This is a genomic window from Marinobacter sp. OP 3.4 (assembly GCF_036224885.1).
In the GTDB taxonomy this organism is placed as follows: domain Bacteria; phylum Pseudomonadota; class Gammaproteobacteria; order Pseudomonadales; family Oleiphilaceae; genus Marinobacter.
Map to the genome: position 1 here is coordinate 1 of NZ_JAVVLT010000118.1, position 18,171 is coordinate 18,171.

Below are 18,171 nucleotides of genomic sequence, written 5' to 3' on the forward strand. Positions count from 1 at the left end.
TCAGGCATTACTACAAGGCGCGTTCCGCCGGGAATAGTGGTTCTATTGCCAAGGGGCGCAACACCGTAGTAATGCCTGACACAGCCTCCCGGAGGGCGCGCCATACGCAGCCCCTGGCAGTGTTGCGACTCTTGGCAAGGGATTCACCATTCCCGGCGAGCCGCGCCTCGCCAGGAGCTGCGTATGGCACGCTGAAATGCTGCGAACTTATGTTAAGGGACACTAACCTGGACGATTCCGGGGAACGTCTCACACTGTTATACCCCGATTTCATGAAAACCGACTTGTATACCCCAGTTTTGGACTACACTGATTATCGAATGCTCTCTATTCTATAAAAGAATGAAAACAACGATCTTTATGCGTATTCTGGTAGTGGCTCAGGAACGACCACGCCAGTGGCAGGGTGCAATATCCTGCGTCCGCTATGGGGAGAGAAAGCAACAATGAAATTACAACAACTGCGCTACATCTGGGAAGTTGCCCACCACGACCTGAACGTCTCCGCTACGGCCCAGAGCCTGTTTACCTCCCAGCCCGGTATTTCCAAGCAGATCCGGTTGCTGGAGGACGAACTGGGTATCGAGGTGTTCGCGCGCAGCGGCAAGCACCTGACCCGGATCACCCCGGGCGGGGAGACCATTATCCGGGAAGCGGGGGAGATCCTGCGCCGGGTGGAGGGCATTAAGAAGATTGCCCAGGAGTTCAGCAACCAGCGCAAGGGTGACCTCAGTATCGCCACCACCCATACCCAGGCACGCTACGCACTACCGCCGGTGATCCAGGGTTTTATCGAGACCTATCCGGACGTGTCCCTGCACATGCACCAGGGCACTCCCATGCAGATTTCGGAAATGGCGGCCAACGGTGCCGTGGACTTCGCCATCGCCACCGAGGCCATGGAGCTGTTCAACGACCTGATCATGATGCCTTGCTACCGCTGGAACCGCTGCGTGATCGTGCCCCGCAACCATCCCCTGGCGCAGCTCCCGGAGCTGACCCTGCCGGAACTGGCCAAGCATCCGATTGTCACCTACGTGTTCGGGTTCACCGGGCGTTCCAAGCTGGACGAGGCGTTCCAGGCGGAGGGGCTGGAGCCGAAGGTGGTGTTCACCGCCGCCGATGCGGATGTCATCAAGACCTATGTCCGGCTGGGGCTGGGTGTGGGGATCATTGCCTCCATGGCCTACGACCCGGAAGCGGATTCCGACCTGGTGGCCCTGGACGCCAGCAAGCTGTTCAGGCCCAGCGTGACCCGCATTGGCTTCCGCAAGGGCACCTTCCTGCGGGGCTATATGTACGACTTCATTGAGAGGTTCGCGCCGCACCTGACCCGCGACACTGTCAACGAAGTGGTGTCGCACCAGGGCAGCCGGCAGGAAATCGAGGACCTGTTCCGGAACGTGGAACTGCCTCTCTACTGAGGCGGATAGTCCCGGAACGCCGGGAGGGCGGCGGGCGGTGCCCGATGCGTCTCCACGGCGTCAGGATATTCGTTCAGACGTTCAGGCGTCGCTGGCAATCAGGTTGCCGGCGTGCAGTCCGCATTCCTTCTGGGTGGCTTCCTCCCACCACCAGCGGCCCTCCCGCTCGTGCTGGCCGGGCAGTACCGGACGGGTGCAGGGTTCGCAGCCAATGCTCACAAAGCCCCGCTCGTGGAGCTTGTTGTAAGGGGCTTCGGAAATCCGGATATAGTCCCACACTTCCTTTGACGTCCAGTTGGCCAGCGGATTGAACTTCACCAGCTCGTCACCACGACCGTCGAAGGCATCGTCCAGTTGCACCACAGGCACCTCGTTGCGGGTGCCAGGGCTCTGGTCCTTGCGCTGGCCGGTGATCCAGGCATCCAGGGTCTTCAGCTTGCGGCGCAGGGGCTCCACCTTGCGGATACCGCAGCATTCGCCGTGGCCGTCCTCGTAAAAGCTGAACATGCCCTTTTCCATGACCAGGGCCTGGATGGCTTCCGCATCCGGAAACTGGAATTCGATATCGATGCCGTAGTGCTTGCGCACACGCTCGAAGAATTCGTAGGTTTCCGGGTGCAGGCGACCGGTATCCAGGGAGAACACCCGGAGCCGGTCCGTCAGTTTGTGGGCCATCTCGATCAGGGCCACGTCTTCCGCGCCGCTGAAGGAAATGGCGATCTCGTCGTAGCGGGCCAGTGCCGCCTTGAGGATCGCCCTCGGGCTCTGGCCGTCCAACTCTCTCTGAAGCTGCTCAATGTCAGTCATCGAATTATCGTTATCCTGTGAAATGGTGACGCCAATTTATCACCAGATCGAAGGTTCATGAAGTAATCTGCAATCATAAGGTTATAGCAGGCGTCGGTCATTTCCGGAGGCAGGCTCCCTGCAACGATGCAATTGGCGCCGGTTTTTTCTATCATAGCGGGCCCATCGATCAACAAGCGGCCGTGCCCGGCCGGTAACAGGAGAAGAGTGTGGAACTTGCGTGCCTTGACCTTGAGGGAGTGCTGATCCCGGAAATCTGGATCGCGTTTGCGGAAAAAACCGGGATTGAAGAGCTCAAGGCCACCACCCGGGACATCCCCGATTATGATGTGCTGATGAAGCAGCGGCTGCGCCTGTTGGACGAGCACGGTTACGGTCTGCCGGCCATCCAGGAAGTGATCGGTGAACTGGATCCGCTGCCCGGGGCGCGGGAGTTCCTGGACTGGCTGCGTGAACGCTTCCAGGTGGTGATCCTGTCCGACACCTTCTACGAATTCGCCATGCCGCTGATGAAGAAGCTGGGCTATCCCACGCTGCTGTGTCACAAGCTGGAGGTGAACGACGAGGGCCGCATCACCAACTACCTGCTGCGCCAGCGTGATCCCAAGCGCCAGTCGGTTCGGGCCTTCCAGTTGCTGAACTACCGGGTGATTGCCGCTGGCGATTCCTACAACGACACCACCATGCTGACCCAGGCCGAGGGTGGCATCCTGTTCCATGCGCCACAGAACGTGATTGAGGAATTCCCCCAGTTCCCGGCGGTGCAGGACTTCGAGTCACTGAAGAAGACCTTCCTGGAGCTCAGTAACCGCTTCTGAGCTCTCCCGAGGCCCGCGTCAATGCCCGGCGGGCCTTAGGTAGTCATTCTGAGGTTCCCGGATCCTGCCCCAGCGCTTCCAGCGTGGAGAGCAGACGCTGGATCTTGGTGAGGGATTCCTGGTATTCGTCCTGCGGATCGGAATCCGCCACGATACCGCAACCCGCCCAGCCGCGAATGCGGCCGTCCGCCAGGGTCTGCAGGCTGCGGATGGCGATATTGCTTTCCAGCCGGTTGTCCGCCCCCCACCAGAACAGGCTGCCGCAGTAGGGTTCCCGGGGGTGGGACTCCAGCTCGTCGATGATCTCCATGGCGCGGCGTTTGGGGGCTCCGGTAATGGAGCCGCCGGGAAAGGCGCCAAGCATGGCCTCGAAGGGCGTCGTATCCGCTTCCAGGGTGCCGGTGACGGTACTCACCAGCTGGTGCACGTTGCGGTAGCTTTCCACCTCGAAGAGCTGGGGCACCCGTACCGAGAAGGGGGCGCAGAAGTGGGACAGGTCGTTGCGTATCAGGTCCACGATCATCAGGTTTTCGGCCCGGTCCTTGGGGTTGGTGGCCAGTTCACGGGCCAGGGCCCGATCCTGCTCTGGATCTTGCCCCCGGGGGCGGGTGCCCTTGATGGGCTTGCTGGTCACGCGGTCGCCGTGGATTTCCAGGAACAATTCCGGTGACACGCTCAGCAACTGCCAGTCGCCGGCGTTGAGGTAGCCGCTATGGGGGACCGGGATAGCCCCGGTAAGGGCGTTCCAGGCCAGCCAGGGATCACCGTCAAAGCGCCCCTCGAACATCTGGGACAGGTTGGCCTGATAACAGTCCCCGGCGTGGATGTAGTCCAGTATGCGTCGCACTCCTGCCTGGTAGTCCTCCGCCGATGACAGCGGCCGGAACGGGGCGGTGAGGCGGAAGTCAGTCCGGGGGATCGTTTCCGGACTGGCGGTGGTCGCCGCCAGGATGCGGTCCGCCAGCGCCCCCGGACAGGTCTCGTGGAACAGCAGTTGGGCGTCCCCCGAGGCGGGAATCGCCAGTTCCCAGCGGTACAGGCCGGCCCAGCCAGCGCTGTCCAGGGCGTCGCCTCGGCTGCGGAAACCGGGAACCGTCTGCCGCCCCGCTTCGTAGAACAGACTGCCGGCGATGCCGCCGCAGGTATCTCCACTGGCCAGGAGCCGGTGTTCGGCGAGGATGTCGGCAACGGTATCAGCGAACCGCTGCGGGTCGTCCGGAAAGCGCCATTCCCGGACCGGCAGGGCACTGATCCGCCGACCGGCGCCCCGGTCCGTGTCCAGGCAGATAAAACCCTCAAGCCCGGAGAGGGCATCAACGATACCGTCGAGTCGGGAACGGGGGACTGTATAGCGGGTCAACATCCGGAAACCTGATGGGGTCGTGGCCGTCATATGGGCGGCACATGATACCCTATATGTTTGACCAATAAACGGCCCCGGGTAAGGAAGTAGTCGTGTCAGCCATCAAACTCAAGGCCAACCGCCGCTGGCGGGCGTGGGTCAATCGCCGGATACCCCGGGAAGACCAGCGCCACCTGGATCGACGCTCCATCTTTATCCTGCCCACCGGTGCCGGCGTCGTCTTCGGTGTGCTGCTCGTGGTCATGTTGCTCACCGGCATCAATTACCAGAACAGCCTGATCTACCTGCTCACCTTCCTGCTGGGGGCCCTGTTCGTGGCGGCCATGCACCAGACCCACAATAACCTCAGTGGCCTGGATATCGCCATGCTGAAACCCGGCGAGGGCTTTGCTGGTGAACCGATTGCCTTCCATGTCCGTCTGCAGGCGGACCATGACGCCACCGCCATTGATCTGCTCAACGACAACGGCCCGGGCGCAAGCCTGTCGGTTCCCGGGGGAACCCTGGTGGACGGAGCCATCGAGGTGCCCAGTCGCGAGCGGGGCTACCTGCTGCCTGACCGGGTGCGGGTGGAAACCCGCTTTCCCTTCGGCCTGCTGGTCGCCTGGTCCTGGCTGCAACCGGCCACGCCGGCCATCGTTTATCCCCGTCCGATCACCCCTCCCCAGGCGCCGGAAGGCAGTGACGACGGCGAGAACGCCGAGGCGGACCAGCGCAGCCAGGGGCAGGATCAGGTGGAACTGCGGCCCTGGCGGGAAGGAGATCTCAGTGCCCGGGTGGACTGGAAGCGCTATTCACGCAACGGTGAGATGGTGGTGGCTGACTGGCAGGGGGAACTGGGCAGCCCCCGGTGGCTGGACTTCGAGGGCTTTCCCGGTACCGATCACGAACTGCGCCTGAGCTACCTGGCGGCCCTGGTCCAGGAGCGCTCCCAGGCCGGCGAGGTCTGGGGCCTGCGCCTGCCCGGGCTGACCATTGAACCGGACCAGGGCGACCAGCACCGTAAGCAGTGCCTCCGGGCCCTGGCCACCTGGCGGCAGACACCGCCGCAGGGGGAGGGCGACCGATGAGCACCCGCGCTCCCATGCTGCCCAGCGGCGCACTGCTCTGGTTGCTGTGCGGATTTCTGGTACTGTTGCTGCCCCAGTGGGATCGCCTGCCCCTGTGGCTGCTGGCGGCGTGTCTGTTGCTGGCCGGCTGGCGCTGGGCGGTCCAGCAGGGCCGCGTGCGCCTGCCGGGTCGATGGCTGCGGCTGGGGGTGATGGGCACCCTGATTGCCGGCTATGTGGCCACGGTCAGCGGTCATTTCAGTGTCGACACCGCGGCCTCGTTCTTTGTCCTCGCCGTCGGTCTGAAATGGCTGGAGACCCGGACCCGGCGGGATTTCTTCGTGCTGTTCTTTATACTGGTCTACCTGGCTGCGGTGAACTTCCTGTTCCAGCAGGGTATCGGCTGGACGCTGGTCACCCTGGCCGGGATTGTCCTGCTGCTGGTGGCCCTGCAGATGCTCCATACACCGGGTGCCAGCCATAGCCCGGCCAAGGGCTTACGGCGGCTGGGGAGCATGATGCTCAAAACCCTGCCGGTAGTGCTGGCGCTGTTTATCTTCTTTCCCCGCATGGCGCCCCTGTGGAGCGTGCCGCTGGTGTCCGGCGAGGCCCGCACCGGGCTGTCGGACGCCATGACCCCGGGAGACATTTCCAACCTGGCCCAGAGCAGTGAACGGGCTTTCCGGGTCACCTTCGGGGGCGCCATGCCCGCCCACCGGGACCGGTACTGGCGGGCCCTGATCCTGGACCGGTTCGACGGCACTACCTGGAGCCAGTGGCAGGATGAACCGCCATCGCGGCTGGGCCGGGTCGACCTGGATGCCGGCATCGGCGACCTGGCCGACAACCAGTACGATGTGCTGATGGAAGCCTCCGGTGAACGCTGGGTCTACGCCCTGGACAATTCCCGGGCGGTGTCCGGCAATGTCAGTCCGGTGCCGGGCAATCTGTTCCGGCTGGAGCGACCGGCGGATACCTCGGTGCGCTACCGTATGGCCCTGGAGCCCGCCACCGAGGATCCCCGTTCACTGACACCCTCGGAGCGACGCCGATACCTGCAGTTGCCGGAGCAGGGCAATGAACGCAGCCGCCGGCTGGCCCGGGAACTGTCCACCGCCACCAATTCCGACATGGAACTGGCACAGTCGATCCTGACCCGCTTCCGGCAACAGGCATACTTTTACACCCTGCGACCGCCCACCATGCCCGACGATCCGGTGGACGCCCTGCTGTTCGATACCAAGCGGGGGTTCTGCGCCCACTACGCCAGTGCCACCACGTTCCTGCTGCGGTCCGCCGGCATCCCGTCCCGTATCGTGGCGGGGTACCAGGGCGGTTCCACCGGCGCCGATGATGCCTACCTGATCGTGCGACAGTACGATGCCCATGCCTGGGTGGAGGCCTGGATAGCGGACCAGGGTTGGGTCAGGCTGGATCCCACCGCCGCCATCTCCCCGGACCGCATTGAATCCGGCCTGCGGGATGCCGTGGCTGAGGAAGGCTCGTTCCTGGAGGACGACTGGACCTCGCCCCAGCGGTACGGAGATGTGGCGGTGGTGCAATGGTTCAGCCTGCAGATGGACCGGATCAACTATAACTGGCAGCGCTGGGTGGTGGGCTACCAGGGGCAGTCCCAGATGGACCTGATGAGTCGCCTGCCGGGCAACATCGGCCTCAAGGAACTGGGCTACATCACCGCCTCCCTGGTGGGGTTGGCGCTGCTGGTGGCTGGTGTGATCACCGCCCTGCGGCATAGTGGCGGTCGCTCAGCGGACCCGGTCGCCCTGCTGGTGGAGCGCTGGGTGCGGGCCCTCCGGCAACAGGGTGTCACGGTACCGGCGGGGGTTACCCCGGAGCAACTGGCCCGCATCACCGCCGACCAGGCGCCGCCCGCCGGTCGTCTGGCGCAAGCCTTTGCCCGTGACCTGAACAACCATTACTATGGCTCCAGTTCCCGTCGGTCGAGAACCGACAACCGGCAGGAGGCCCTCGGCCTGAGGGTCATGCGGCGTCGGCTGTCGGCCATCCGGCGGGCCCTCAGGGAACACCCCAAACCATCGTCGAGCAGGAACCGTCCGTGACCCGAATGCCCTGGCTGACGCCAGCACTGGAACCCTTTGCGCAGGCCCTGGATCAGGGACGGCTGCCCCATGCAACCCTTATCCACGGGGAACGGGGCGTGGGCAAGCGGCAACTGGCGGAGTCGATTGCCGCCCTGCTGGTATGTGACCAGCGCACGGAGGGGAGCCGCGAGGCCTGCGGCCAGTGCCGTCAGTGCCTGCTGGTGGCGGGGGAATCCCACCCCGATATCCGGGTCTACCAGCCGGAAAAATCCCGCATGATCCGTATCGACCAGGTGCGGGCGCTGTCCCAGTTCGCCGTCGCCTCGCCCCAGGTGGCCGGACTCAAGGTGGCGGTGGTGGACCGGGCGGACCAACTCAATATCAACGCCGCCAACGCGCTGCTCAAGACCCTGGAGGAACCGGCATCGGACGTGGTGCTGCTGTTGCTGCAGGAAACCGGTCGACCGGTGCTGCCCACCATCCGGTCCCGCTGTCGCATCATGCCGGTGCCGACACCACCGGCCGCCGAAGCCGCCAGCTGGCTGTTTGCCCGGCTTGAGGAGCGGGACGATGCCCCGGAGACCGACCAGCAGGCCCTGGCCCTGCATCTGGCCGGAGGGGCGCCCAGGCTGGCGCTGGAGTTGCTGGACACCGGTTTCCTGGAACAGCGTGAGTCGGCACTGGACGCTTTCCGGCAGTTCATGAAGGGGGCGGTATCGGTGGCAACCGCCGCCAGGGCCTTCCGGAGCCTGGGCCATGAGGCCACCCTCAACCTGATGGAGGGCTGGGCCAATGACCTGGCCCGTGCCATGGCCGGGGGCGAGCCCCGGGACCCGGGCATCGCGGAAGTGGTACGATACCTGGCGTCGGGCAATCCGCCATGGCGGGCCCAGGAACTTGTGGACGCCATCCGCGAATCCCGGCGCGCCCTGGTGAATAATGTGAACCCCGAGCTGGAGACCGACCGCCTGCTGATCCAGTGGCGAAGCCTGATGCCCCGGCGCAAACGGGCAGGGTAGTGGCTGCTGGCCCCGGTTGGGCCAGTGCCCGGGTCTGCTAGACTAACGATACATTCAGCCTGCGGAGCGGTTACCGCGGCAATACAATGACAAACGCTGGAGGAAAGCCATGGGTCCTGGTTTTGGCGCACGCAGTGGTATCCTGACCCTGACCATCAAGGACAAGGCGGTGCTGTATGCCGCCTACATGCCCTATATCCGCCAGGGTGGGCTGTTTATTCCCACCCAGAAGCAGTACCAGTTGGGGGATGAGGTCTTCCTGCTGCTCAACCTGATGGATGAACCCGAGAAGATCCCGGTGGCCGGCAAGGTGGTCTGGATCACGCCACGGGGGGCGCAGGGCAACCGTGCCGCCGGTATTGGCGTGCAGTTCAACGGTGAGGACGAAACCGCACGCACCAAGATCGAATCCTACCTGGCGGGCTCCCTGAGTTCTGACCGGCCCACCCATACCATGTAACGTCCGGGCGTGGCTGCCCGTTGTTCCGTTTTAAGGAAAGTCTGCTTTCATGAACCAGTCCCTGTCCCCGGACCTGCTCTCTGATTCCGAATCCGACTTCAGGGAGGTGCGCTGGCCCCTGAAACACCTGACTCTTGCAGGGTTGCACTGGCCGGCCAGCGACGCCGAGCCGGGGACCACCCCGGTGCTGATGCTCCACGGCTGGCTGGACAACAGCCTGACCTTCTACCGGCTGGCGCCGACCCTGCGGTCCCTGGGTAATATCTGGGCCCTGGACCATGCCGGTCACGGCTACTCAGGCCATCGCCCTGAGGGCCAGAGCTACCTCCTGGCGGACTATGTGGCCGACCTGGCGGAGCTGATCGAGACGCACTTCGCCGATCACGACCAGGTGGACCTGGTGGGCCATTCCCTGGGCGGTATTGTTTCCATGCTGTATGCGGCAGCGTTTCCCGAGAAGGTCCGCCGGCTGGTGATGATCGACAGCCTGGGCCCCATCTCCAAGGCGCCGGAGGAATCCGTCAGCCAGCTTCGCCGGGGCATCCGCAAGCGCCTGTCAGGCTCCGGTGCCAGCACCGGCTATCCGTCCCTGGACGACGCCGCGACGTTGCGGACCCGGGGCCGCAATCCGCTGTCCGTGGAGGTGGCCCGGGTGATGCTCTCCCGCAACCTGGAGCAGGGGCCGGATGGCTGGCACTGGCGCACCGACCCCCGGCTGCGTCACCCATCCACCATGGTATTCTCGGAAGAACAGGTGATGAGCTTCGTGCACTCGGTGTCGGCCCCGATCCTGCTGATCCGGGCGGAACACGGTCTGCTGGCCTCCTTCGAGCGCTGGCAGAAACGCTTCGATGCCCTGGCCAATGTCCGTTGCCTGGATATCGATGGCGGACACCACTGCCACCTGGACGGTAATATCACGCCGGTGGAGCAGGGGATCCGGTCGTTCCTGGCAGGGGAGTAGTCATCATGCCGATACCGGTATTTATCCAACTCCGGGCCCTATTGGTGCTGACGGTGCTGTCGGTCCCGTTTGCCGCTCAGGCCAGTCTGCTCCCTGACTTTCCGTTGTCCACCCTGGAGGAGGAGCGGCCAATCAGCGCGGCCAGTCACCGGGTCATGCTCAGCGCCATTCGTGAGGTTGGGGATGAAGTCCGTGCCGAGCGCTCGGTCCGGCTGGAGGTGGACGGCACCGGTCGCCTCTACCTGTTAAATCCGGATGCTGCCCGGCAGGATGCCCGGGCCTGGTACCTTGAGCAGTTGCAGGCGCGCAATGCCACCATCCTGTTCCAGTGCGAAGGACGCGAGTGCGGTCGGAGCAACGTATGGGCCAACCAGGTCTTCGACCAGGCCAGTCTCTATGGTCGTGATGCCGACCAGGAATACCTGGTGGCGGCACTGGAAGACGAGGCGGGCCAGCGCTGGCTGGTCACCCTCTACACCGTCACCCGGGGCAACCGACGCGATCACCTCTGGCTGGAAGAGTTGAAGCTGTCGGATGACGCGGAGATTCCGGGGGGTGAGGCCTCTCGTGGCCGCATTGCAGGGCCGGTGATTGTGCCCTGGGAGGGCGATTTCACGGTCCGTTTCGACTGGGGCGTGGAAACCCGTCGCCGGATCGATTCCATGGCGGAGGTGAAAGGCAGCCAGGTGGTGATCGCTGCCTTTGCCAGCCTGGGGGATAATGAAACCGTCGAGGAATCCATTGCCCGGGCGGAACGGGCCGCCACCACCATGTCCGACCTGCTGGACCGTTCCGGCATCTCCCGCTCCCGTCACCTGATACGGGGCATTGGCCCGCTGGTTGACGTGGCATCACCGGGGCGCCCCGGAAACCGCATCGAGATCCTGGTCATCGCACCACCGGCAGGGGGGGCAACGGATGAGTGACCGGAAAAAGCCAGCGTCCGGGTCATCCGGAGGGGCCCGGACGCCTGCGATCGAGTCCTCCGCCGCCGGACCAAAGCCAGCGGCACCCGATGCCCGCGGTGTTGATTCCCCGCCGGAGCAGCGCAAGCGGGTGGCATTGGCCCTCGGGTCCGGAGGCGCCCGGGGGTATGCCCATATTGGTGCCATCGAGGTGCTGGAGGAACGGGGTTACGAGATTGTGGCCATTTCCGGCTGTTCCATGGGGGCATTGATCGGCGGAGTGTATGCCGCCGGCAAGATGCAGGCCTACAAGGACTGGGTCACCGGGCTGGGGCAGTTCGACGTGCTCAAGCTGCTGGATGTGACCCTGAACTCGGTGGGCGCGATCCGGGGCGAGAAAGTCTTCTCCGTGGTCAGGGACATGCTGGGGGATACCCGCATCGAGTCCCTCCCCATTGCCTACACCGCCGTGGCCACGGACCTGCTGGGGCACCGGGAAATCTGGTTCCAGGAGGGGCCCCTGGACCAGGCCATCCGTTCCTCCATCGCCATTCCCGGGCTGATCACTCCGGTGATATTGAATGGCCGGGTACTGGTGGACGGCGCCTTACTCAACCCGCTGCCCATCATGCCCACCATTTCCGCCCACGCGGACATGGTGGTCGCGGTGAATCTCAGTGGCGAGAACGACCGGGACAGCCGCATTCCCGATGCCGCCTTCCATCCCCTGGACGACGACAACGAGCTGGATGAATGGATCGGCAAGATCCGCGACAAGGCCTCGCGCTGGCTCGACTGGGAAGCCCTGAAATCCTTCGGAGGCCGCCGGGACATGGGGAATCCGGTGAAGGGGGGCTCCCCGGAGGAGAAACTCGAGGACGAGGTACGGGAGCAGAGCGAGGAGAAACCGGCAGCGGATCGCGACCCCTGGCAGGAGACGGGCACCATCAACTGGGACAAGCTGGGCATCGGCAAGTTTGACATTATGAACCTGACCATCGAGACCATGCAGAGCGCCCTGGTGCAGTACAAGCTGGCCGGCTACCCGCCCGACCTGCTGGTGAACGTGCCCAAGAATTCCTGCCGCACCTACGATTATCACAAGGCACCGGAACTGATCCAGATTGGCCGCGAACGCATGCACACCGCCCTGGACCGGTTCGAGAAGAACCGCAACAGTTCGGGGCCGCTGGCGGTCTGACGCCGGGGCTGCCCGGCACGACGAATCCGCGTATAATCCGCCGACAACATTCATTGCCCGCCGCTTCGGCGGGGCTGGCAGAAGGAACCGGCATTGACCCGTCCCATTGACGACCTGATTACCGTGCGGGATTGCCTGCGCTATGCGGCGTCCCGCTTCAGCGAGGCCGGCCTCTACTTCGGCCACGGTACCGACAACGTCTGGGACGAGGCGGTGCTGCTGGTGATGCGCAGCCTGCACCTGCCGCTGGAGAACAACACCCTGTTTCTGGATGCCCGGCTGACCCGGGACGAACGCCAGGTCATCCTGGAGCGCATCGACCGGCGTGTCCAGGATCGCAAGCCGGTGGCCTACCTGATTGGCGAGGCCTGGTTCATGGGGTTGCCGTTCAGGGTGGATGAGCGGGTACTGGTCCCCCGGTCCCCCATGGCGGAATTGCTGGAGGCGGGCCTGCAGCCCTGGCTGGCGGACCGCCCGGTGGAGCGGGTGCTGGATCTCTGTACTGGCAGCGGTTGCATCGGCATTGCCGCCGCGAGCGTATTCACCGATGCCCGGGTGGACCTGTCCGACGTGTCGGAGGATGCCCTGGAAGTGGCCCGTACCAACATCCAGCTCCATGGATTGGAAGACCGGGTGAGGGCGGTACGGTCCGATGTATTCGACCAGCTGGAGGGCCGTTACGACGTTATCCTGAGCAATCCGCCCTATGTGGATGCCGAGGACATGGCGGACATGCCCGACGAGTACCACCACGAGCCCCGGCTCGGCCTGGAAGCGGGGCATGACGGGCTGGCAATTGCCCATCGCATACTGGACCGGGCCGCCGACCACCTGAACCCGGGCGGACTGTTGATCGTAGAAGTGGGCAATAGCTGGGGCGCGCTGGACGATGCCTATCCGCAACTGCCGTTTACCTGGCTGGAATTCGACAACGGGGGCGACGGCGTATTCGTGCTGACCCGGGAAACCCTGGTGGAAGGTCTCGGGAAGTCCTGACAAAGATTTTAACTGTTAACGACAAGATGCTGAATTATGTCCGGAAACACCTTTGGAAAACTGTTCACCGTCACCTCCTTCGGTGAGAGCCACGGTCTGGCCCTGGGCTGCATCATCGATGGTTGCCCGCCGGGTCTGGAGCTGAGCGAGGCCGACCTGCAGGCGGACCTGGATCGCCGCAAGCCGGGCACGTCCCGCCATACCACCCAGCGCCGGGAAGCGGACGAGGTGAAGATCCTGTCCGGCGTGTTCGAAGGCAAAACCACCGGCACCCCCATCGGCCTGGTGATCGAGAACACCGACCAGCGCTCCAAGGACTACTCGAAAATCGCCAACCAGTTCCGGCCGGCCCATGCCGACTATACCTACATGCATAAATACGGTGTCAGGGACTATCGCGGCGGCGGTCGCTCCTCCGCCCGGGAGACCGCCATGCGGGTCGCTGCCGGCGCGGTGGCGCGCAAGTACCTGGAGCAGCGCCTGGGCATCCGCATCCGCGGCTACCTGTCACAGCTTGGCCCCATCAAGGCGGAAACCTTCGACTGGGAGCAGGTGCACCAGAACCCGTTCTTCTGCCCGGACGCCAGCAAGGTGCCGGAGATGGAAGCCTACATGGACGCCCTGCGCAAGGAGGGCAACTCCATCGGCGCCAGGATCAACGTGGTGGCGGACGACGTTCCCCCCGGCCTCGGCGAGCCCATCTTCGACCGGCTGGATGCGGACCTGGCCCACGCCCTGATGAGCATCAACGCCGTCAAGGGCGTGGAAATCGGCGCCGGCTTCGACTCGATTACCCAGAAGGGCACCGAGCACCGGGACGAAATGACGCCGGAAGGCTTCCTGTCCAACAATGCCGGTGGCGTGCTCGGGGGCATATCCTCCGGCCAGCCCATCGTTGCCAGCATCGCCCTCAAGCCCACCTCCAGCCTTCGACTGCCGGGGCGGAGCATCGATGTGGACGGCAACCCGGTGGAAGTGGTCACCACCGGTCGCCACGACCCCTGCGTGGGTATCCGGGCGACGCCCATCGCCGAGGCCATGATGGCCATCGTGCTGATGGATCACTACCTGCGCCACCGGGGACAGAACGGCGATGTCGAGGTTACCACCCCGACCATCGGACAGCGTTGACAGCGGGCGCCTTGCTCTCAAGGCTCTCAGTGGCTCAGTAGGTTAGCGAATTGGCCAAACGGGACACTGGCGCCCCCTTAACGGCTTTACCGAACGACCGGAATCTCAAGGAAAACCGTTATTTACTGGCGACTCTCAAACCTCTACTTCTGGTTCTTCGCCCTGCTGGGCTCGCTGCTGCCCTACTGGTCCCTGTACCTGGAAGGGCGGGGCTTCTCCTACCTGCAGATCGCCACCCTGATGGCGACCATCCAGCTCACCAAAATCGTGGCCCCCAGCGTCTGGGGCTGGATCGGCGACCAGACCGGCCTGCGGGTACGGCTGGTACGCTTCGGCGCCGTCGTGGGCTCATTATGCTTCGCCGGTGTCTTCCTGGAGCCCGGGTTCTACGGGCTGCTGCTGGTGATGCTGATGTTCACCTTCTTCTGGAACGCCATCCTGCCGTTGTACGAAGTCATCACCCTGCGGGTGCTGGGCTCGAAGAAAGAAAAGTATGGACGCATCCGCCTGTGGGGGTCGGTGGGCTTTATCGGCGGCGTCGCCATCATTGGCGCCATCCTGGAGTTTATCCCGATCACCATGCTGCCATGGCTGTTGCTACCGGTGTTTGCGGGCATTGCGGTCTCCACCTTCCTGGTGCCCTCGGAACGGGGCGCCCAGAAAACCAGTGCCCCCAACGGCAGCCTGAAAGCCATTGTCGGTCACCCGGCGGTGATTGCCTTCTTCGCCATGAACTTCCTGCTCCAGGTCTCCCACGGCGCCTACTACACCTTCTTCAGCATCCACCTGGAACAGCACGGCTACGGCAAACTCCCCATTGGCCTGTTGTGGTCACTGGGCGTGATCGCCGAAATCGGTCTGTTCGTGGTGATGCACCGACTCACACGGTATTTCAGCGTCCGCCAGATCGCCATCGGCGCCCTGATGCTCACCATGCTGCGCTGGATCCTGATCGCCGAAGTCACCGACGTGGTACCGATACTGATCTTCGCCCAACTACTGCACGCCGCCTCCTACGGCGCCCTCCACGTCATCTCCGTGCAGTATGTCCAGGGCTTCTTTGGCCAGCACCACCACGGCCAGGGCCAGGCCTTGTACAGTGGCCTGACCTTCGGCGCTGGCGGTGCCGTGGGGGCCTGGCTCTCCGGCTTCCTGGTGGACGGCTTCAGCACCTCCGCCGCCTTCTGGGGCGGCGCCGTGGCCATGGTCTTCGCCATCTTCATCACCTGGCGCTGGCTACAGCCACCGCCGGACACAGCCGCTACCTGATCTCACCGGCAATCGTCAGCAGGGCCCGGGCCTGGGGGCTGAGCGACCGTCCCCGCAACCCGATGGCGCCCAGGAACCGGCTGACACGATGCCCAACCGGCAGCACCGTCAGGGAGTCATCCACCATGCTCACCGGCAACACACTCCAGCCAAGACCCACACCGGCCATTACCTTCAGGGTTTCCATATAGTTCGTGGGCATGGGCAGATTCAGGGATAAGTCCGCATCCAGGAACAACCGACTCACCGTCCGGTAGGTGGCCGTCCCGGCCTCGGGCAGCAAGGCATCATAGCCCGACAACGCCGCCAGATCCGGCGCCTCCATGTTGGCCAGCGGGTGATCCGGCGACACCACAAACACCATCTCATCCTCCCATCGGGCGTGCACCTCGAACGACTGGTCCATACTCTCGCTCAACGTCACAAACGCCAGCTCCGCCGACCGCCGCCGCATCCGGTCATAGGCCCCTTCCGAATCCATGAACTGCAGACCCAGCGTTACATCCGGATACTCCCGGTTCAGCCGCTGGAGCCAGGCGGGCAGGTGATGCAGACCAATATGGTGACTGGCAATCAGCGACAGGTGACCGGCCACCTCACCATCCCGGTCCTGCAGCGCCAGCCGGGCGTTATGGACCTCATCCAGAATGCGCCGGGCATGGGGCAGCAACCGGGCGCCAGCATCCGTCAGACGGATCTGTCGGTGGCTGCGTTCAAGCAGGGGGGTGCCAAGCTGATTCTCCAGCGCCGCCAGGCGTTTGCTGATGGCGGGCTGTGTCAAGTGGAGGGTGTCGGCGGCTTCGGAAAAGGAGCCCTGATCAATGACCGTAATAAACGCTTTGAGTGCATTGGAGTCCATGTGTTCTGCTCTTTAGAGGCCTGCGAAAAGGTTTGAGGTTCGGGGTGGGGGATGTTTTTCCAGGACCGTCGAGCGCCAGGGGTGGAGCGCGTAAGCGCTTCACGGGCCGGCCATGGACGGCCGGGCCTGGACCTTTGTTGCGACGCAGGAGCAATTAGCAACAAAGGGCGCTCGTCGAGCCCTACATGGACGTACTTGCGGGGCGTGTCCTGGAAAAATATACCGCTCCCCGGACCAGGCACCTCAGTTCGATAGCACACATCAAATCAAGGTAAGCAATAAACTCTACTTTATCATTCCAGAAAGGAATGCAAACCATGAAAAACATGAATTGAGGTTATTCGCCACAGGGGAGTAAAATTCCCCACATAGCAGTCAAAACCAAGACCCGAATAACCGAGAGAGACCAAACCATGGCGGGCAAGACCTTATACGACAAATTGTGGGACGACCACCTGGTCAAACAGCGGGACGACGGCTCCGCGCTGATCTACATCGACCGGCACCTGCTCCACGAAGTCACCTCACCGCAAGCCTTCGAAGGCCTGCGCCTGGCCGGCCGCAAACCCTGGCGCATCGACGCCAACATCGCCACGCCGGACCACAACGTGCCCACCACCGACCGCGAACGTGGCGTGGAAGGCATCGTCGACCCCGTGTCCCGCATCCAGGTGGAAACCCTGGACAAGAACTGCGACGAGTTTGGCATCCTCGAATTCAAGATCAAGGACCAGCGCCAGGGCATCGTCCACGTCATCGGACCGGAGCAGGGCGCCACACTGCCCGGCATGAGCATCGTCTGCGGTGACTCCCACACCTCCACCCACGGCGCCTTCGGCTGCCTGGCCCACGGCATCGGCACCTCCGAAGTGGAACACGTACTGGCCACCCAGTGTCTCGTCCAGCAGAAAATGAAAAACATGCTGGTCAAGGTGAACGGCAAGCTCGGCCCCGGCGTGACCGGCAAAGACGTGGTCCTGGCCATCATCGGCAAGATCGGTACGGCTGGCGGCACCGGCTACGCCATCGAATTCGGTGGCGACGCCATCCACGACCTGAGCATGGAAGCCCGCATGACCATCTGCAACATGTCCATCGAAGCGGGCGCGCGGGTTGGCATGGTCAGCGTTGACGACACCACCATCGACTACGTCAAGGGCCGCCCGTTCACGCCCAAGGGCGACCAGTGGGACAAAGCCGTCGAGTACTGGCGCACCCTGCACAGCGACGCCGACGCCGAGTTTGACAAGGTCATCGAACTGGAAGGGGCCGAGATCCAGCCGCAGGTGAGCTGGGGCACCTCGCCGGAAATGGTCGCAGGCGTTGGCAGCAACGTGCCCGACCCGGCTGCCGAGCAAGACCCCATCAAGCGGGAAGGCATCGTACGCGCCCTCAAGTACATGGGCCTCGACGCCAACATGAAGATTACCGACATCAAGCTGGACCGGGTGTTTATCGGCTCCTGCACCAACAGCCGTATCGAAGATCTGCGCGAGGCGGCCAAGGTGGTCAAGGGCCGGAAAGTCTCCCCGATCCTCAAGCAGGCCATGGTGGTTCCCGGCTCCGGGCTGGTAAAAGCCCAGGCGGAACAGGAAGGTCTCGACAAAATCTTTATCGAAGCCGGCCTGGAATGGCGTGACCCGGGCTGCTCCATGTGCCTCGCCATGAACGCCGACAAACTGGGGCAGGGGGAGCACTGCGCGTCCACCTCCAACCGGAACTTCGAGGGCCGTCAGGGCTTTGGTGGCCGCACCCACCTGGTCAGCCCGGCCATGGCCGCAGCCGCCGCCATCAACGGCCATTTCGTTGACGTCCGCGAGATGATGAACTGATCCACAGGAGA

At 63.8% G+C, this 18,171-nt stretch carries 16 protein-coding genes; 13 read left to right on the top strand and 3 right to left on the bottom strand.

What is annotated here, in order from left to right; genetic code table 11:
• Positions 1–446 precede the first annotated feature (446 nt).
• The gene (gene cysB / locus RO069_RS20085) at positions 447–1,424 is read left to right on the top strand and encodes an HTH-type transcriptional regulator CysB (RefSeq protein ID WP_328189849.1); all 978 of its coding nucleotides are present in this window, start codon (positions 447–449) and stop codon (positions 1,422–1,424) included.
• Positions 1,425–1,505: 81 nt separating this feature from the next.
• Here cysB and RO069_RS20090 read toward each other — a convergent pair whose 3' ends face one another.
• Complete coding sequence (locus tag RO069_RS20090) at positions 1,506–2,255, bottom strand: phosphoadenylyl-sulfate reductase (protein ID WP_328189994.1); 750 nt, start codon at positions 2,253–2,255, stop codon at positions 1,506–1,508.
• Between the two features lie 185 nt (positions 2,256–2,440).
• Between RO069_RS20090 and thrH the strand changes: the two genes are divergently transcribed.
• A complete protein-coding gene (gene thrH, locus RO069_RS20095; RefSeq protein ID WP_328189850.1) occupies positions 2,441–3,049 on the top strand; it encodes a bifunctional phosphoserine phosphatase/homoserine phosphotransferase ThrH in 609 nt (202 codons plus the stop codon).
• Positions 3,050–3,092: 43 nt separating this feature from the next.
• Here thrH and pabB read toward each other — a convergent pair whose 3' ends face one another.
• The gene (gene pabB / locus RO069_RS20100) at positions 3,093–4,412 is read right to left on the bottom strand and encodes an aminodeoxychorismate synthase component I (protein WP_328189851.1); all 1,320 of its coding nucleotides are present in this window, start codon (positions 4,410–4,412) and stop codon (positions 3,093–3,095) included.
• Positions 4,413–4,504: 92 nt separating this feature from the next.
• Between pabB and RO069_RS20105 the strand changes: the two genes are divergently transcribed.
• The 10 genes from RO069_RS20105 to RO069_RS20150 all read left to right on the top strand — a co-directional run bounded on the left by RO069_RS20105 (position 4,505) and on the right by RO069_RS20150 (position 15,469).
• Positions 4,505–5,482, top strand: a complete 978-nt coding sequence (locus RO069_RS20105; RefSeq protein ID WP_328189853.1) for a DUF58 domain-containing protein — start codon at positions 4,505–4,507, stop codon at positions 5,480–5,482.
• A complete protein-coding gene (locus RO069_RS20110) occupies positions 5,479–7,542 on the top strand; it encodes a transglutaminase family protein (protein WP_328189854.1) in 2,064 nt (687 codons plus the stop codon). The genes RO069_RS20105 and RO069_RS20110 overlap by 4 nt, the downstream gene beginning before the upstream one ends.
• A gap of 5 nt (positions 7,543–7,547) precedes the next feature.
• Positions 7,548–8,543: a DNA polymerase III subunit delta' gene (gene holB, locus RO069_RS20115; protein ID WP_328189996.1), complete on the top strand. Its 996-nt coding sequence runs from the start codon at positions 7,548–7,550 to the stop codon at positions 8,541–8,543.
• A 109-nt stretch (positions 8,544–8,652) separates the two neighbouring features.
• Complete coding sequence (locus tag RO069_RS20120; RefSeq protein ID WP_189577885.1) at positions 8,653–9,003, top strand: PilZ domain-containing protein; 351 nt, start codon at positions 8,653–8,655, stop codon at positions 9,001–9,003.
• 49 nt (positions 9,004–9,052) lie between these two features.
• The gene (locus RO069_RS20125) at positions 9,053–9,967 is read left to right on the top strand and encodes an alpha/beta fold hydrolase (RefSeq protein ID WP_328189855.1); all 915 of its coding nucleotides are present in this window, start codon (positions 9,053–9,055) and stop codon (positions 9,965–9,967) included.
• Positions 9,968–9,972: 5 nt separating this feature from the next.
• A complete protein-coding gene (locus tag RO069_RS20130) occupies positions 9,973–10,893 on the top strand; it encodes a DUF4892 domain-containing protein (protein ID WP_328189856.1) in 921 nt (306 codons plus the stop codon).
• A complete protein-coding gene (locus RO069_RS20135; protein WP_328189857.1) occupies positions 10,886–12,073 on the top strand; it encodes a patatin-like phospholipase family protein in 1,188 nt (395 codons plus the stop codon). The genes RO069_RS20130 and RO069_RS20135 overlap by 8 nt, the downstream gene beginning before the upstream one ends.
• Positions 12,074–12,166: 93 nt before the next feature.
• Positions 12,167–13,069 (top strand): 50S ribosomal protein L3 N(5)-glutamine methyltransferase, encoded by a 903-nt coding sequence (gene prmB, locus RO069_RS20140; RefSeq protein ID WP_328189858.1) that lies wholly within the window; start codon positions 12,167–12,169, stop codon positions 13,067–13,069.
• Positions 13,070–13,105: 36 nt separating this feature from the next.
• A complete protein-coding gene (gene aroC, locus RO069_RS20145) occupies positions 13,106–14,200 on the top strand; it encodes a chorismate synthase (RefSeq protein ID WP_328189859.1) in 1,095 nt (364 codons plus the stop codon).
• 120 nt (positions 14,201–14,320) lie between these two features.
• Complete coding sequence (locus tag RO069_RS20150) at positions 14,321–15,469, top strand: MFS transporter (RefSeq protein WP_328189997.1); 1,149 nt, start codon at positions 14,321–14,323, stop codon at positions 15,467–15,469.
• Here the strand turns inward: RO069_RS20150 and RO069_RS20155 are convergent.
• The gene (locus RO069_RS20155) at positions 15,462–16,328 is read right to left on the bottom strand and encodes a LysR family transcriptional regulator (RefSeq protein WP_328189860.1); all 867 of its coding nucleotides are present in this window, start codon (positions 16,326–16,328) and stop codon (positions 15,462–15,464) included. The two genes, RO069_RS20150 and RO069_RS20155, sit on opposite strands and share 8 nt — an antisense overlap.
• A gap of 413 nt (positions 16,329–16,741) precedes the next feature.
• On the opposite strand from RO069_RS20155, the gene leuC reads away from it, so the two are divergent.
• The gene (gene leuC / locus RO069_RS20160) at positions 16,742–18,160 is read left to right on the top strand and encodes a 3-isopropylmalate dehydratase large subunit (protein WP_328189861.1); all 1,419 of its coding nucleotides are present in this window, start codon (positions 16,742–16,744) and stop codon (positions 18,158–18,160) included.
• Positions 18,161–18,171 lie beyond the last annotated feature (11 nt).

What these genes read in the sequence shown, in the direction of transcription:
- cysB (WP_328189849.1), top strand. Translation starts at nt 447, where the DNA reads ATGAAATTACAACAACTGCGCTACATCTGGGAAGTTGCCCACCACGAC.
- pabB (WP_328189851.1), bottom strand. Translation starts at nt 4,412, where the DNA reads ATGTTGACCCGCTATACAGTCCCCCGTTCCCGACTCGACGGTATCGTT.
- RO069_RS20110 (WP_328189854.1), top strand. Translation starts at nt 5,479, where the DNA reads ATGAGCACCCGCGCTCCCATGCTGCCCAGCGGCGCACTGCTCTGGTTG.
- holB (WP_328189996.1), top strand. Translation starts at nt 7,548, where the DNA reads ATGCCCTGGCTGACGCCAGCACTGGAACCCTTTGCGCAGGCCCTGGAT.
- RO069_RS20120 (WP_189577885.1), top strand. Translation starts at nt 8,653, where the DNA reads ATGGGTCCTGGTTTTGGCGCACGCAGTGGTATCCTGACCCTGACCATC.
- RO069_RS20125 (WP_328189855.1), top strand. Translation starts at nt 9,053, where the DNA reads ATGAACCAGTCCCTGTCCCCGGACCTGCTCTCTGATTCCGAATCCGAC.
- RO069_RS20130 (WP_328189856.1), top strand. Translation starts at nt 9,973, where the DNA reads ATGCCGATACCGGTATTTATCCAACTCCGGGCCCTATTGGTGCTGACG.
- RO069_RS20135 (WP_328189857.1), top strand. Translation starts at nt 10,886, where the DNA reads ATGAGTGACCGGAAAAAGCCAGCGTCCGGGTCATCCGGAGGGGCCCGG.
- aroC (WP_328189859.1), top strand. Translation starts at nt 13,106, where the DNA reads ATGTCCGGAAACACCTTTGGAAAACTGTTCACCGTCACCTCCTTCGGT.
- RO069_RS20155 (WP_328189860.1), bottom strand. Translation starts at nt 16,328, where the DNA reads ATGGACTCCAATGCACTCAAAGCGTTTATTACGGTCATTGATCAGGGC.
- leuC (WP_328189861.1), top strand. Translation starts at nt 16,742, where the DNA reads ATGGCGGGCAAGACCTTATACGACAAATTGTGGGACGACCACCTGGTC.